This window comes from Nocardia sp. CWNU-33 (assembly GCF_046764895.1).
In the GTDB taxonomy this organism is placed as follows: domain Bacteria; phylum Actinomycetota; class Actinomycetes; order Mycobacteriales; family Mycobacteriaceae; genus Nocardia.
This window is the reverse complement of record NZ_JBKOQN010000011.1, coordinates 237,273-251,768: the sequence shown is the minus strand read 5'-3', so window position 1 is coordinate 251,768 and position 14,496 is coordinate 237,273. Positions and strand designations below refer to the sequence as shown.

Genomic DNA, 14,496 nt, shown 5'->3' with positions numbered 1-14,496 from the left:
CTCATGTCCTCGACTCACCGACGCCCTTGGGCCAGCGCCGTGCTGTGCGGGGTGGCGCTGGCACTGGCCGCGACCGCCTGTTCATCGGGCAAGGAGACCGGCTCACAGACGAGCGGGCCACAGCACAACACGGGCACGATCAGCCTGGTGTACGCCCAGAAGCAGGGCGACCAGGAGTACTTCATCGGCGAGGCGGAGGGCGCCAAGGCCAAGGCCGCCGAACTCGGTGTCGAGCTGAAGGTGGTCAACCTTGGCAACGACGCGAACAAAGCGGTCACCGAGGTCAACAATGCGGTCAACCAGAAGGCGAGCGGCGTGATCGTCGTCGTCCCCGATCCCTCGGTCGGGCCGCAGGTCGCGCAGCTGACCAAAGCGGGCGGCGTCGCGCTGCTGACCTCCGACGACCAGGTCTGCACCAGCGGACCGGACCCGTCGAAGTGTGCCAAGGATCAGCTCGTGCCCCGGGTCGGCTTCAGCGGCGCGCAGATGGGCGCCGAGGTCGGGACCAGGGCCGGTCAGGACTTCAAGAAGGCCGGATGGAAGCCGGAAGAGACCGCGATCATCGACGCCTGGAAACAGGACGTGACCGTCTGCACCGACCGGGTAAACGCCAACCAGAAGGCATTCCGGGATGCGGCGGGCGCCGACGTCCGGGTGATCGAGGTCGGCACCGACAACACTCCGTCGGACGCGCAGAACAAGATCTCCGCGACGGTCGCGGGCAACAGGTCGGTCAAGAACTGGATCGTCATGGGCTGCAATGACGAGAACGTCAGTGGTGGTGTCGCCGCGATCCAGAACTCCGGATACGCCGCGGACAATGTGCTCGGTGTCGGCCTCGGCGCGTATCTGGCGTGCAAGGAATGGCGCGGTGGCAAGCCGACCGGCTTCAAGGCTGCGCTGTTCATCAACGGCAAAGACGTGGGTGCGCTTGCGGTGCAGACGATCTACGACTACCTGAAGAACGGCAAGCCGATGCCTGCCGAGGCGTTCGCGCCGACCACCATGGTGGATTCGAGCAACTGGCAGCAGGCGGGCGTCACATGCAGCTGACGGGATTGCGTGTGACCGGGGTCGGCAAAAGCTTCGCCGGGGTCCCCGCCCTGCGCGAGGTGAGCCTGGACTTTCCAGCAGGCGCGGTGACGGCCCTGATGGGGGAGAACGGCGCGGGCAAGTCCACCCTCATCCGAATTCTCGGCGGCGATCACCGACCGGACAGCGGCACGCTCGAACTCGATGGCGCGCTGTTCGAACCGGCCACCCCGGTCGCCGCGCGGGCGGCCGGGATCCGGGTGATCGCCCAGGAGCCGGAGATCGTGCCGCACGTCTCGGTCGCCGAGAATGTCTATCTCGGATCGCTGCCGCGCCGTGCGGGCCGCCTTGTCGACCGGGCGGCGTTGCGTGAGCGGGTGCGCGCCGACCTGGCCAGGCTCGGCTTCGACCGCGACCTCGATCCCGGTGCCCTCGGTTCGAAGCTGACCGCCGCGCAGCGTCAGCTGGTAGAGATCATGCGGGCATTGACCACCGACGCCAAGGTGATCGCGTTCGACGAGCCGACCTCGTCGCTGTCCGAGCACGAGACCGAGTCACTGTTCGCGCTGATCGGCCGGTTGCGGGAACGCGGCCTCGCAGTGATCTACGTATCGCACCGGATGCAGGAGATCTTCCGGCTCGCCGATCGGGTGGCGGTACTGCGCGACGGTGCGGTCGCGGGCGTGCGGCCGACCGGTGAGACCACCGACCGGGAGATTGTCAGGCTGATGGTCGGCCGCGACCTGTCCACGCTGTTCACCCGCAAGCGCCACGCGCCGGGCCCGGTCGTGCTCGAAGCCGACGCGGTGACCACCGACGACGTGCGGGAGGTCAGCCTGCAGGTGCGGGCCGGTGAGGTGGTCGCGCTGGCCGGGCTGGTCGGCGCAGGCCGGTCCGAGCTGGCCGGGGCGCTGGCCGGCGATCTGCCGATCCGCTCCGGCGAGGTCCGGGTGGAGGGCAAACCACTGCGGCTGCGCCAGCCGCGCGATGCGGTGCGGGCCGGGTTGGGTTACGCGCCGGAGGAGCGCAAGGCCCAAGCTCTGCTGCTGCATCGCGGTGTGCGCGACAACATTTCGCTGGCGATGCTCGACCGCTTGCGGCGCTGGCGGTTCATCCGGCGCGGCGCCGAGCGGCGCCTCGCCGAGCAATACGTGCACTCGCTGCGGGTGCGGACGCCCTCGATCGAGCAGGAAGTGCGCAAGCTGTCCGGTGGTAACCAGCAGAAGGTGGTGCTGGCCCGCTGGCTGGCCCGCAAGCCGGCGGTTCTGATCTTGGACGAGCCGACGCGGGGCGTCGATGTCGGCGCCAAGGTCGAGATCTACCACGTCATCGAGGAACTGGCCGAGTCCGGTGTTGCGGTGCTGGTGATCTCCTCGGAGCTACCCGAAGTACTCGGTCTCGCCGACCGGATCGTCGTCATGCAGCACGGCCGCGTCACCGGCGAACTCGACCGCAGCGAGGCCAGCGAGGAAGCGATCCTCGCGCTGGCCATGGCCGAAGACCTGACGTCGCACACATCTCGAGGAAACCGATGACCGAACAACAACTCGCACTCGCCACGGAACCCGCGGCTACCGAGACTCGACCACCGGCGCTCCGCTATACCGCCGCGCTCACGTCACGAAACCTGGTGCGCGCGATCGGGACCGGCAACCTCAGCCTGATCGGTGCGCTCGTGGTGATCGTCGCGATCTTCGGCTGGCTCAACGACGGGTATCTCGATCCGGCGAACCTGGCCGGAATCGGTGATGCGGTGACGGTTTTCGGTCTGCTCGCCGTGGTGCAGACCGTCGTGATCATCTGCGGTGCGCTGGACATCTCTGTCGGTTCGCAGGCCGGTGTCGCCTCGGTGATCAGCGCGATGGCGTTCACCGCGACTGCGAGCAACGCGTTACTGGGTGTGCTCGCCGCGATCGGCGTCGGGCTGGTGCTCGGCTTGGTCAACGGCGTGATCATTGTTTACGGCCGGGTCAATCCGGTGATCGCGACGCTGGCGACGTTGGCCGCGTACAAGGGCCTCGCCCAATTGATTTCCGGCGGCAAGGCCCAGGGCTTCGTGCTGGACAACGACGTGTTCATCTTCCTCGCCAGGGGCAAGGTCCTCGGTCTGCCGGTGCCGGTGATCATTCTCGCGATCGTCGCATTGGGGGTACACGTCCTGCTGAAGTACACCGACATCGGTCGCAATATCTATGCGATCGGTGGAAACGACACCGCCGCAAGGCTTTCCGGCATCAACATCAATAAGTATCTGATCGCGGTGTACGTACTCGCGGGCGTGGTCGCCGCGATTGCCGGGATCATCCTGACCGCGCGCACCGGGTCCGGCCAGCCGGTGTCGGGCAGTGAAGGACTCGAGCTCAAGGCGATCACCGCGGCGGCACTCGGCGGCTGTGCACTCAAAGGCGGCAAGGGCACGGTTGGCGGCACTCTGCTCGCGGTCGTGCTGCTCGGCGCGCTGGACAACGGTCTGAATGTCGTTGGTGTCAACACCTTCTGGCAGAACGTCGCCCAAGGATCGCTGTTGGTGGCTGCGGTCGTCATTCAGCAGCGCCGCAGCGGCGAACGCGCCGTCGGATTACCGACCTGACCATTAGCCATGTTCTGCCGACCGGTGGTGATCGCCGTTGCCGTCGGCCAACCGAGATATCGGGAGCGAAACCATGATCATGTTGCGCGCGCATCCGTGCGGCCCGCCGCCGGGGCGGTTGTGCGAAAGTCCGGTGTGGGACAGCCGCACCGAAGAAGTGCTGTGGGTGGACATTCGCGGCGGCCACGTCCACCGCGCGCGGCTGACCCTCGGTGACAGCGGTCCGGATCTCGCCCACCGATCCACGATCGGGCTGGACCCTCCGGTCAGTGCGGTGGTGCCGTGCGCATCCGGTGGACTGCTCGTGACCGCCGGCGCGACCTTCTACCGAATCGAGGCCAACGGCACCGTCGACCCAGTCGCCGCACTGTCGTTGCCGGACGATGGAATTCGGCGGCGCCTGAACGATGCGAAGGTCGACCCCGGGGGAAGACTGCTCGCAGGCACGATGTCCGAGGACGGTGTCGAGGGCAGCGCCGCTCTCTACCGACTGGATCCGGACGGCACGCTCGGCATCCTGCGCGACGGGGTGACGATCTCCAACGGGCTCGGCTGGAGTCCGGACGGCGCTATCCTCTACTACGCCGACAGCCCGACCCAACGCATCGATGCGTTCGAATATGACCTGGCTACAGGCACTTTCGGTGGCCGACGGCCGTTCGCCCGATTCGGCGACGGCGATCCCGACGGACTGACCGTCGACGCGGACGGTCGTGTGTGGGTGGCGGTCTGGGGTGCCGGCCAGGTTCGCGCTTTCGACCCCTCCGGGCGGCAGTGTGCCGTCATCGACGTCGGCCCGTCGCAAGTGTCCAGCTGTGCTTTCGTGGGCCCGGATCTGGATGTCCTGGTGATCACCACCGCCGCCGAGGGACCGGCCGCGCTCGAGCCCGACGCCGGTCGTTTGTTCGTCTGCACACCTGGCGTGACCGGTCTGCCCGCCACCCCATACGCCGACGTGGGGTTGGTGAGATCCGATGTCCGATAGCCCCTTGAATCTCGACACGCCGATCATCGCGATCCTGCGTGCCCCCACCGCCGCGCGGTTTGCGGAAGTCGCCGCCGTATTGCACGAATCCGGCATCACGGCAGTGGAATTCACCCTTACCTCCGCGGGCGCACTCGATGCGCTGCGCGACTGCGCGCGATCGGGCCACCCCATCGGCGTCGGCTCGGTGCTGAGCGCCCGAGACGCCGCCCGAGCGGTCGACGCGGGTGCGGCCTACCTGATCACCCCGATCGTCAGTGCCGAGGTCATCGCCGAGGGCCGCCGACTCGGCGTCCCGGTGATCTCGGGTGCATTCACCCCCACCGAGATTCACTACGCGCGAGCGGCAGGCAGCACCATGGTCAAGGTCTTTCCCGCCTCGGTGGGCGGGCCCGAATACCTCCGAGCCATCCGTGCGCCACTGCCCGACATCCCCTTGGTCCCCACCGGCGGCGTCGGTCTCACCGATATCGAGGCATACCTGGATGCGGGCGCTGCAGCCTTGGGTATGGGTTCGCCGCTCATCGGCGATGCCTGTGCCGGTGGCGATCTCGATGCGCTGCGTGAACGCGTATCGGTCGTGCGGGAGCAGTTGTCATGACCGTCGATTCGCTCGGTCGAGGGCACCTCGGTTCCGCGCGTGCCGGGGGCGGTCTCGGCGAATCGCGCTTCCGGATGTTCTGTCGACCTGGGGAAGCTCTCGGCGAGGTGCGCGGCGTCGGTCGCGCGTTCGTCGGATTTGCCTGTGCCGGTGTCAGTCTCGCGCATTCACCGGAACGGGTATACCGCGCCGCGGGGAGGTTGTCGATGAGGGACAACTTGCCCGTTGCGACGCACATCGAACTCGCCTGTGCCGGAGGCAAGTTCGACGTGTGCTGCGACCGTGCGCCCGTCGAGAGGGACCAGTTGTCATGAGGGGCAATCTGGTAACTCTCGGCGAAGCTGTCGGCGTCGTCGCCGCCACCGAGCCGGGGCCGTTGGCGCCCGGCGCGACCATGCGGATGGACTTCGCGGGTGCGGAGGCGACAGTGGCCATCGGCGTCAGCAGGCTCGGCCACGACAGTGCCTGGGTGGGCACGGTCGGGGACGACGCGGTGGGCCGGATGGTGCTGGATCGGTTGCGGGCCGAGCGGGTCGATGTCTCGCGGTGTCGAACCGATCCGGAGCTGCCGAGCGGACTGATGCTGCGCGAGCGGCGGACAGCCGATCGGATTGGCGTCACCTATTACCGCAGGGGGCTGGCCGGTTCGCGGTTGTCGGCGGACGATATCGACCGTGCGCAGATCGCCACGGCGCAGGTGCTGCACCTGACCGGGATCACGCCCGCACTGAGCGCGTCCGCGCGCGACGCCGTGCACACGGCGTTGGACTGCGCTGTCGATTCCGGTGTGACGGTATCGCTGGACATCAATTACCGCCGCGCGCTGTGGTCGCCGTCGGAGGCCGCCGCGGAACTGGCCGAGCTGGTGTCGCGGGCCGACATCGTGTTCGCCGGACCGGAGGAAGCGGCCCTGCTCGTGTCCGCGGCGAGCGCGGCGGAAATGGCTGAAGCCCTTGCTGCGCAAGGTCCTTCGCAGGTCGTGCTCAAACTCGGAGCCGAAGGCGCGCTCGCGCTGCACGACGGCGAGCTGATCACGCAACCACCGATCGCCGTCACCAGCGTCGACCCGGTCGGGGCAGGCGACGCGTTCGTCGCAGGTTACCTCGCAGGCGTGCTCGACGGCAGGTCCGTCCGGCACCGCCTGGACCTGGCCGCGACCTGCGGCGCCTTCGCCGTATCGGTGCCGGGCGACTGGCAAGGCCTGCCACTGCGGCGCGAACTCGGTCTGCTCACCGGGGCCGATATCAACCGATGACCACGAAAGGAAGACCATTGAGTCGTCTGGCAGACCGGGTCGCGGTCGTCACCGGGGCCGCGTCGGGGATCGGTGCGGCCACCGCGCAGCGCCTCGCCGCCGAGGGCGCCGCTGTCGTCATCGCCGATATCGCCGAACCCGCGGGACAGGAAGTCGCAGCGAAGATCCGCGCCGCAGGCCAACGCGCCGAATTCGTCGGGTGCGACGTCTCGGACGAAAGGTCGTGGATCGAGCTCCGGGAACGGGTCACCGAGCGCTTCGGGCCGCTGGACTTCTTGTGCAGCAACGCATCCATGCAGGCCACCGTCCCCGCACACGAGCTGACCCGGCAGCAGTGGGACGAGGGTCTCGCGATCAACCTGACGCCGCTGTTCCTCGGTGTGCGCACCTTCATCGACGATCTGCGCGCTCGGCGCGGCAACGTGGTCGCCGTCTCCAGCGTGCATGCCCACTTCGGGCTTCCCGGCTACCCGGTCTACGCCGCGGCCAAGGGTGGGCTGACCGCCCTGGTCCGGCAACTTGCTGTCGAGTACGGACCGTCCCGAGTGCGGGTCAACGCCATCCTCCCCGGACCCGTCCTCACCCCCGTGTGGGATGACGTGGACGCCGAGGGCCGCAGGCTCTCGGCACAGGCCACCGTCCTGGACCGGCTCGGCGCCCCGGAGGAGGTCGCGGCCGCGGTCGCCTTTCTCGCCTCGGACGACGCGTCCTTCATCACCGGAACCAACCTGGTCGTCGACGGCGGCTGGAGCGTGCGAAAGGAGTCCCGGTGAAAATCACCGCACTCACCACCTACCTGGTTGCGCCGCGCTGGTGCTTCCTGCGCATCGACACCGACGAGGGCATCACCGGTTGGGGTGAGCCGGTGATCGAGGGCCGCGCGCACACGGTCGCCGCCGCGGTCGATGAACTGGCCGACTACCTCATCGGCCAGAACCCGATGCGCATCGAAGCGCACTGGCAGGTGCTCACCAAGGGCGGCTTCTATCGCGGTGGACCGATCCTGTCCAGTGCGGTTGCCGGGATCGACCAAGCGCTGTGGGACATCACGGGAAAGGCGCTCGGGGTACCGGTGTGGCAGCTGCTGGGCGGCGCGGTCCGCGACCGGATCCGGGTGTACAGCTGGATCGGCGGTGACCGGCCCGACGATGTCGCACAGGCCGCGCTGGAACGAAAGCGACAGGGCTTCACCGCCATCAAGATGAACGGATCGGCCGAACTGGAGTTGATCGACACGCCACGGGCCACCATGGCCATCGTGGAGCGGGTAGCCGCCGTGCGGGAGGCGACCGGCGACGACTTCGATATCGCCGTCGACTTCCACGGCCGGGTTTCCATCCCCATGGCACGGCGCGTGCTGCCGCTGCTCGAGCCCTACCTGCCCTTCTTCGTCGAAGAGCCGCTGGTACCGGAGGCGAGCAGCCAGATCGGCGAAATCACCCGCGCCACCAGCATTCCCATCGCCACCGGCGAGCGACTGTATTCACGGTGGGACTTCGACACCGTGCTCGACCAAGGCATCGCCGTGATCCAACCCGACCTCTCGCACGCGGGCGGCATCTCCGAAGTCCGCCGAATCGCCGCCTGCGCCGAGACCCGCGATATCGCCCTCGCCCCGCACTGCCCGCTCGGCCCCATCGCGCTCGCGGCCTGCCTGCAGGTCGGCTTCGCCACCCCGAACCTGCTCATCCAGGAACAAAGCCTCGGCATTCACTACAACACCGGATCCGACCTGCTCGACTATCTCCTCGACCCGGCCGTTTTCGCCTACCGGGACGGTTACGTCGACCTGCTCGAGGCACCCGGCCTCGGTATCCAGATCGACGAACAGGCGGTCGCCCGCGCCGCCGAGCACGGCCACCGCTGGCGAAATCCGGTGTGGCACCGCAAGGACGGTTCCTTCGCCGAATGGTGACCGGTTAAGCCGGGGTCTGCGCCAGGTCCGGCAACGGCTCGGGCGCGAACTCCGGAATGTCGCTCAGGCCATCGATACCGAGTTCGGTGCGCGTCGCGTTGATGACCGAGCGTTCCTCCTCGACGGTCCGCGCGATCGCCTTCGTCCACAGGGTCAGAACGGCCTGCATTTCCTCGCCGGTCGCCTCGTCGTCCATCTCGATCTTCAATCGCTGCAACGTGATATTCCGGGCGGCGGTCAGGGTGCGCAGCAGATCTTCGCAACGACTGGGGATCTCGCCATCCGACAGCACGCGAAGTTTGTTGATGAGCCCGCCGCGTCCCCAGATCGTCTGCTCGATGTCCTCGCCGATTCTGTCGATGTCGTCGCTTCCTCCGACATTCCAGCGGTGGCAGGCCGACAGCTGCTGCCGAACTTCGGTGGCGACGGCCAGCACGGAGCTGACGGTCGTCAGAATCGTTTCGCGCCGCCACATTTCGTGTCCACGCTGTTCGGCGGCGGTATTGGTCAGCTCGACGGTGCGTTGCGCGGCCGCGAGTATCACCTGGTTCCGCTCGTCTGCGGCGGCGATCGCGCCGCGATTGGTGCGATTGTTGATCACCACACCGATAAGCGCCACACCGGCGACGACCAACGAACTGAGGAGCGGAAGCCACGGAGTCACGGGTAGATCATTGCATCACGGGGTACCGGGGCCGTCTGATCGGCCGGTAATGCCGAAGGGCGACCGATTGATTCCGAGGAATCGGCTCGGCTCGAATCCGCGATCGACGCGCCGGTTGCGCATTGAAGGACCATTGCACTGCGGACTGCCGCTGACGGTCATCGTGACAGAATGATCGGCAGCTGCGCCACTATGTCGGCGAGCAGCTCGGCCCGGGCCTGCCAGTTCGCACCGGCAAGCGGGTCGTGGCGGAAATATGCTGCGGCGGTGGCTGTTTCATGCGCCGCCAGTAGTGGCGCACCGTTTCCGATATACGATATCGCGCTGTCCCGGAAGATGATCCGACGGTCACCACCGAACGCTCGACGAGCGCGGCCAGGTTCGCGAGCGCTGCGGCATCGGATTCGGCCACCGCCTCGGCGGCCTGCCAGGTGAAACCGCCCTCGAAAGGGCGCAGCCGCGACAGCAGTGCCTTGTCCACATCGCCGAGTTGCGCGACACTCCATTCGATCGCGGCGGTCAGCGAGGTGTGGGGTGACAGCGATTACAAACGCCGCAAGCGCCAGCTGGATTCGATCGCGAGTGGTGCGTCGGGGGTGACAAGGCGCGGCAGTGTGTCGAGGCCGTTCGGCGGACCCGACTGCGGTTCGACGCACACGGCCTGATCCGTCATGTCGAAGACGACGACCCACTGCTCGGGGCTTGCGATGTTCAGCTCCAGGAACTCCGGCCAGACCAGGGTGACGTCGACGCCGCTCGGCATGCCGAAGCAATCGTCCCAAGGGCCGGGGCGCGGTTCGATGCGCCGACCCGTCGGCAGATAGTCCGATCCCTGCTCTTCCTGCCAGTCCGGCGAAAACTCGATGGCGACGCCCGTCCTGCCGGGCACCGGGTTGCGGTTGAACCACGGATGCCACCCGGCCTGTGCCGGAAAGGCGTCGGCATCTGCGGTGATGCCCATAGTCAAGGCAACCGAGTCCGGTGTGAGCGCGAAGGATTGCGTCACTCGGCCCGCGAACGGCCATGGCGCCGCGAGCTCCTGGGTCAGGACGGCCTCGGTGCCGGAGGTTCGAGTCACCTTCCAGGGGCGATCGCGGACGGTGCCGTGGATGGCGTGCGGCGCGTCGTTCAGCGGGAGTTGGTGGACCACCGACCCGTTGGTGAAGCGCCCGTCGCGGATTCGGCCACACCACGGGGCCATGGGAAAGCAACCGAACGTCGCGCCCTGCCGCAGCAGCTCGACGTCGTCGACGGTGAAGCTGCTGATCCGTCCGCCAGTGCCTGCGGACACTGTCAGCCGAACATCGCCTGCCGTGAGCGTGATGTCGTCAGCGGTCATTCCTGGTCAGGTCCTTTGTCTGCAGCGACTGTCGGGCATGTGCCCGAATGCGATTGGACGCTAGTGGGTCCGCGCCGGCTTCGCGTGGTGTCGGAGATGTGCGTCGCGTGGGGTTCCGGGCGCGAGGGCCGAGGTGTGCGTACCGAATGCCTGCGACCCCGACTCTGTCGCAGAAGCGTAAGGGGACTTTTTGATCCGAACCGTCGGTGTGACTATCCCTGCGCGCTGCGCCATCGAATTGCCGGACTGCGCAACGGCAGTCGGTCCGGCAACCAGCGTCGGACCGAGCGGCGCGCTCCGGCTAAGATTCGATCGGAACAGTCCGCCTGCCGAGATTGGGCGCGCGCTGCCCACGAGCCAAGTAGGCTCACTGTGTCGAATTGTGTCGCGACAGCGAAAGATTGGTTTTCCGTAAGGGGGAACAGTGGACGCGCTGAAGCTCGACCCGGCGGTGCTTGCCGCCTACACCACGATCGCGAATACGGTCTCGCAACAGCTGGCGTCCGCGTCGGCGTCCGCGGCCGGTGCGATGAATCCGGAGCAGTTGGCCACCGATCTCGGGCTGGTCGGCGCCGGATTCGCAGCGCGATTCAACGAAGCGGTAGCCGAGCACACGCAGGCGCTCTCGACCGCGGGCCAGCTGGTTGCCGCCTACGGGAAGGTGCTGCGTGACTACAACGAGGACACGCACACCGTCGATACCGACACCGCGGGTGCCATTTCCCAGGCAGGGGAGGCGCTGACATGAGAACCATGAGCAGCCTGATGGGTTTGCGCAGGCGAGCGGCGACGACTCCGGTCAGCACGCCCGCAGTCACTCCGACGCCGGTCATGGACCCGGATGTCGATCCGCCGATCGTGGCCGCGCTCGTGCAGCCGTTGCTGTCGCTGCGAGCCTCGCTCGGCACCGGTGTCGCCATCCCCGACAAGGCCATCACCAGTGCGTTGGCCGCCGCCTCCACCCAGGTGGCCGACACCGAGGCCCCGCAACGCGAAGGCCTGCACGCGCTGGAATCGTCGTGGGAATCCACCGGCGCCGACGCCGCGGTGCCCGCGCTGCGCACCACCAGAACCGAGATCGGCGAAATCTCCGACCGGGGACCGGCATACCTGTCGGTGCTCGGTGACGCGCACGTCACCAGCTCCCGCGCCGCGCGGCGAGTGGACCAGATCATCGAGGACTTCCGCAAGGACGCCCGGGTGATCATGGGCAATGCGGCCTCGGCCCCGGACACCGATGCGGTGATCGCGCGGGCGACCCAGGCGCTGCGGGATGCCGTCACCACGGTCACGGCCGCGCAGACGGAAATGGACGGCCACACCCGGCGTCTGGACGAAATGGGACCGCTCACGGTCACCACACCGGCGGGCGTCGCGGCCAACCAGAGCACCACCCCCGGACAGCTGGTGCCCGGCGCCACCACCCCGGCTGCGACCGGGCAGCCCTTGGATCCGGCCGCAGCGGCGCAGCTGCAATTACAACAGCAGTTGGTCTCCGCGGGCGTGCAACTCGGCACCGCGGCTATCAGCGCGGGAGTCGACATCGGCACCCACCTGATCGACAAGATCGTCGAGGTCGGCACCCACGCCATGGACACCGTGGCCACATCGGTCGACAAGGCGATTCCCGAACTCATCCACCCCGGCAGCACCACCGGCGGCGGCACTGCGGGCAGCGGCACCTCGACCACTCCCAGCGGCACACCGCTGTTCGATTTCGGTGGTGGAGCGCCGAAGCCGACTCCGGCGCCGGGGACAAGCGCGGTGATTCCGCCTGCGCAGAACGGTTCCGCCGCGAGCGGGAAACCCGACACCAAACCGGCTCCCGCGCCGGCGGAGGGGCCGACTCCCTCGGCGGACGCGCCGTTGCCGAAACCCCCTGCGCCCGCGGGCCAGCCGGGTGTCACCGGTGGGTTGGCGTTGCCGCCGCCGCCCGGATCGGGCGACCAGGAGCACAAGCCTCGTGACGGTCAGCTCGGCGTGACGGTTCCGACCGGCGCGGAAGCAGTCCCGGCCGCCGTTATCGGCGACTTCGACGATTTCGGCGATGACACGCTCTGATCCCGGCGACTCGAGCAAGGATCAAGGACAGGCCAACCCATTCGATACCGGCCTGCCCATGTTGCGCCTGCCTGCCAAGCCACCGCCGAAGCGGCGTCGGCCCTCGGCTCGTCGCTCTTCGGGCGCTGAGCTGACCCCGGAGGTGGACGTGCCCGAGCAGCGACCGGACCCGAACCCCGGCCCGACACCGAGTCCGTCGGAGCTATCCGGCGACTGGAAACATTGGCTGGACGCGCCGAGCCCTGCCGAGGAATTCTCGGATTCGGCGGTCGAGCATGGTGGATATCCGATCCACGACGCGGACACCGAATCCGACCGCTACGAAGAGCCCGGTGAGCTGTTGCCGACGCTGGTCGACCGATCCGGCGGAAGTCCCGGCCCGCGACTGCGCCACCCGCCGCGGCGCCAGGAGCAAACGGGCGGCAGCAGACTGCTCGCGGTATTGATCGTGTTCGGCATCGTGGTCGCGATCTCCGCGGTCGTGCTGATCGCGGTCAAGAGTTCCGGCAAGCACCAGCCATCGGTCGCGGCGACAAGTCCGGTGTCGAAGGCAACTTCGGCGTCGAGTGCTGTTACGCGTACCTCGGCAACCGCGGTGCCCGGGGACCGGTCGCCCGCGTTCGCGACCCCCGGTTGCGAGCAGCGCCGTACGCCGGATGTGGTGTCCGGCACCGACCCCGGCGGCACCAGCGACGGCCCCTCCGCGATCCTCGCCTTCGAACGCGCCTACTATGTGCAACGCTCCGGCTCCGCGGCCCGCGCCGTTGTCGCCGATGACGCCGCCGTTCCGCCCGCCGAGCAAATCCAGCGTGGTATCAACCAGATACCCGTCGGCACCCTCTACTGCGTGCTGATCACTCGAACGGCCACCGGCGTCGGCGACGGCCAATCGCACTGGGAGGTCCAGCTGACCCAGCAGAATCCCGGGCAGCAACCGCAGACCTTTACCCAGATCATCACCACCCGCACCGCCGCCAACCGGACCTTGATCACCGCCATCAACGCCGCTTGAACCGAGGTCGACCGGCGCGACGGCGCGCCCGCCGGAAAGCCTTGGCGCGCAACATGGTCGATGCACGAGGCGGCGCGGACGCGGTGCTGATCGTGGGCGGGCACCCGGTGCACCACCCTGCGTGACGCCGTGCAGCCGCTGCAGCGGTGTCTCTGGGCAGACCCCGGCCGGTCGCCGAGCCGAAAAGACCGGAGCACAGCGAGGTCAGTAGGAGTCCGGTCTGGGGATATGGATGCCGGCGGCGCGGAGCCTGGTCTCGAACAGCACAGCCGCCCGCGTCGTGGCCGGTGTCTGCTCTTCGCCGTGGCGGGCAATCAGCGTGTACCGGGTCGCGGTGTCGGTGCGGGCTTGCAGGGCGGTCACGATTTTCAGGTGTGTGGGGTTGGCGAGGTAGTGGTCGGCCATGGCGGTGGCGAGCTCGGCGATGCGGGGGTCGTCGGGTTCCCAGGCCGCGGCCTCGGCGGCGCGCTTGATCAAGGCGACGTACCGGGGGTCGTCGAGGGCGTGTTCGAGATGGGTGAGGTAGTCGTCGAAGCCTTCTGGGACCAGGGCCTTGGCCAGCACCCAGCCCTCCCGGGCGTTCGCGACCTCGTCCGCAGGAAAGCCGAGGTCGGCCATCCGCTCCAGCAGCGCCACGGCGCGGTCGCCCAGTAGCGCCCGGTCGCCGTCGCCGAGCCGGTGCAGCGTGTGACGTCGCGCGATCAACTCCTCGATCCGTTCGGTGAGCTGCCGCTCGACGTCGGCGAGCGCGGCGGCGAACAGTGTGGCGTCGGCGTCGACCAGGGACCCGATCTCGGCCAGCGGCACCCCGGCAGCGGCCAGCGTCCGGACCCGCACCAACCGCAACAACTCGGCCGATCCGTAACGCCGGTAACCGGAGCTGTCGCGTTCGGGCTCCTCGACCAGGCCGAGCTTGTGGTAGTGCCGCACCGTCTTGACCGTGACGCCGACGAATGCCGCCGCCTGCCCGATCGTGACTCCGTTCCTCATCTGCTCAGCCTTCCTTGTGTTCGAGCCGCCGCTCTACTAGATGATGTTCAGC

At 68.1% G+C, this 14,496-nt stretch carries 15 protein-coding genes; 11 read left to right on the top strand and 4 right to left on the bottom strand.

The annotated features are described in order from the left end of the window. Positions 1-3 precede the first annotated feature (3 nt). The 8 genes from ACLMAL_RS18070 (at position 4) to dgoD (ending at position 8,378) form a co-directional block, all read left to right on the top strand. Positions 4-1,053 (top strand): substrate-binding domain-containing protein, encoded by a 1,050-nt coding sequence (locus ACLMAL_RS18070; protein WP_412000121.1) that lies wholly within the window; start codon positions 4-6, stop codon positions 1,051-1,053. Beyond that, a complete protein-coding gene (locus ACLMAL_RS18065) occupies positions 1,044-2,567 on the top strand; it encodes a sugar ABC transporter ATP-binding protein (RefSeq protein WP_412000120.1) in 1,524 nt (507 codons plus the stop codon). The genes ACLMAL_RS18070 and ACLMAL_RS18065 overlap by 10 nt, the downstream gene beginning before the upstream one ends. After that, the gene (locus ACLMAL_RS18060; protein ID WP_412000119.1) at positions 2,564-3,622 is read left to right on the top strand and encodes an ABC transporter permease; all 1,059 of its coding nucleotides are present in this window, start codon (positions 2,564-2,566) and stop codon (positions 3,620-3,622) included. Before ACLMAL_RS18065 ends, ACLMAL_RS18060 begins: the two co-directional genes overlap by 4 nt. A 73-nt stretch (positions 3,623-3,695) precedes the next feature. Next, entirely contained in the window at positions 3,696-4,607 is a 912-nt protein-coding gene (locus tag ACLMAL_RS18055; protein ID WP_412000118.1) for an SMP-30/gluconolactonase/LRE family protein, read from the top strand. After that, complete coding sequence (locus ACLMAL_RS18050; protein ID WP_412000117.1) at positions 4,597-5,208, top strand: bifunctional 4-hydroxy-2-oxoglutarate aldolase/2-dehydro-3-deoxy-phosphogluconate aldolase; 612 nt, start codon at positions 4,597-4,599, stop codon at positions 5,206-5,208. Before ACLMAL_RS18055 ends, ACLMAL_RS18050 begins: the two co-directional genes overlap by 11 nt. A gap of 310 nt (positions 5,209-5,518) precedes the next feature. Continuing rightward, entirely contained in the window at positions 5,519-6,463 is a 945-nt protein-coding gene (locus ACLMAL_RS18045; RefSeq protein ID WP_412000116.1) for a sugar kinase, read from the top strand. Positions 6,464-6,480: 17 nt separating this feature from the next. After that, positions 6,481-7,236 (top strand): SDR family oxidoreductase, encoded by a 756-nt coding sequence (locus ACLMAL_RS18040; RefSeq protein WP_328404644.1) that lies wholly within the window; start codon positions 6,481-6,483, stop codon positions 7,234-7,236. Then, entirely contained in the window at positions 7,233-8,378 is a 1,146-nt protein-coding gene (dgoD, locus tag ACLMAL_RS18035; RefSeq protein ID WP_412000115.1) for a galactonate dehydratase, read from the top strand. Before ACLMAL_RS18040 ends, dgoD begins: the two co-directional genes overlap by 4 nt. A gap of 4 nt (positions 8,379-8,382) precedes the next feature. On the opposite strand, the gene ACLMAL_RS18030 is transcribed toward dgoD, so the two are convergent. The 3 genes from ACLMAL_RS18030 to ACLMAL_RS18020 form a co-directional block, all read right to left on the bottom strand. Then, positions 8,383-9,042 (bottom strand): hypothetical protein, encoded by a 660-nt coding sequence (locus ACLMAL_RS18030; RefSeq protein ID WP_412000114.1) that lies wholly within the window; start codon positions 9,040-9,042, stop codon positions 8,383-8,385. Between the two features lie 190 nt (positions 9,043-9,232). Further along, positions 9,233-9,523, bottom strand: a complete 291-nt coding sequence (locus tag ACLMAL_RS18025; protein WP_412000113.1) for a hypothetical protein — start codon at positions 9,521-9,523, stop codon at positions 9,233-9,235. Positions 9,524-9,586: 63 nt separating this feature from the next. Then, positions 9,587-10,381, bottom strand: coding sequence for an aldose 1-epimerase (locus tag ACLMAL_RS18020; protein WP_412000112.1), 795 nt, complete (start codon positions 10,379-10,381; stop codon positions 9,587-9,589). A gap of 424 nt (positions 10,382-10,805) precedes the next feature. Between ACLMAL_RS18020 and ACLMAL_RS18015 the strand changes: the two genes are divergently transcribed. Genes ACLMAL_RS18015 through ACLMAL_RS18005 form a run of 3 tightly spaced genes read left to right on the top strand, consistent with a single transcriptional unit; the run spans position 10,806 to position 13,454 of the window. Beyond that, positions 10,806-11,129: a hypothetical protein gene (locus tag ACLMAL_RS18015; protein ID WP_412000111.1), complete on the top strand. Its 324-nt coding sequence runs from the start codon at positions 10,806-10,808 to the stop codon at positions 11,127-11,129. Further along, the gene (locus ACLMAL_RS18010) at positions 11,126-12,442 is read left to right on the top strand and encodes a hypothetical protein (protein ID WP_412000110.1); all 1,317 of its coding nucleotides are present in this window, start codon (positions 11,126-11,128) and stop codon (positions 12,440-12,442) included. The genes ACLMAL_RS18015 and ACLMAL_RS18010 overlap by 4 nt, the downstream gene beginning before the upstream one ends. Continuing rightward, positions 12,429-13,454: a hypothetical protein gene (locus ACLMAL_RS18005; RefSeq protein ID WP_412000109.1), complete on the top strand. Its 1,026-nt coding sequence runs from the start codon at positions 12,429-12,431 to the stop codon at positions 13,452-13,454. The genes ACLMAL_RS18010 and ACLMAL_RS18005 overlap by 14 nt, the downstream gene beginning before the upstream one ends. Before the next feature lie 204 nt (positions 13,455-13,658). Here the strand turns inward: ACLMAL_RS18005 and ACLMAL_RS18000 are convergent, their stop codons facing one another. Next, complete coding sequence (locus ACLMAL_RS18000) at positions 13,659-14,444, bottom strand: MerR family transcriptional regulator (RefSeq protein WP_412000108.1); 786 nt, start codon at positions 14,442-14,444, stop codon at positions 13,659-13,661. Between the last annotated feature and the right edge of the window lie 52 nt (positions 14,445-14,496).

Coding starts and splice junctions, on each gene's coding strand:
- ACLMAL_RS18065 (WP_412000120.1), top strand. CDS start 1,044: ATGCAGCTGACGGGATTGCGTGTGACCGGGGTCGGCAAAAGCTTCGCC.
- ACLMAL_RS18060 (WP_412000119.1), top strand. CDS start 2,564: ATGACCGAACAACAACTCGCACTCGCCACGGAACCCGCGGCTACCGAG.
- ACLMAL_RS18005 (WP_412000109.1), top strand. CDS start 12,429: ATGACACGCTCTGATCCCGGCGACTCGAGCAAGGATCAAGGACAGGCC.
- ACLMAL_RS18070 (WP_412000121.1), top strand. CDS start 4: ATGTCCTCGACTCACCGACGCCCTTGGGCCAGCGCCGTGCTGTGCGGG.
- ACLMAL_RS18045 (WP_412000116.1), top strand. CDS start 5,519: ATGAGGGGCAATCTGGTAACTCTCGGCGAAGCTGTCGGCGTCGTCGCC.
- ACLMAL_RS18050 (WP_412000117.1), top strand. CDS start 4,597: ATGTCCGATAGCCCCTTGAATCTCGACACGCCGATCATCGCGATCCTG.
- ACLMAL_RS18020 (WP_412000112.1), bottom strand. CDS start 10,381: ATGACCGCTGACGACATCACGCTCACGGCAGGCGATGTTCGGCTGACA.
- ACLMAL_RS18000 (WP_412000108.1), bottom strand. CDS start 14,444: ATGAGGAACGGAGTCACGATCGGGCAGGCGGCGGCATTCGTCGGCGTC.
- ACLMAL_RS18055 (WP_412000118.1), top strand. CDS start 3,696: ATGATCATGTTGCGCGCGCATCCGTGCGGCCCGCCGCCGGGGCGGTTG.
- ACLMAL_RS18010 (WP_412000110.1), top strand. CDS start 11,126: ATGAGAACCATGAGCAGCCTGATGGGTTTGCGCAGGCGAGCGGCGACG.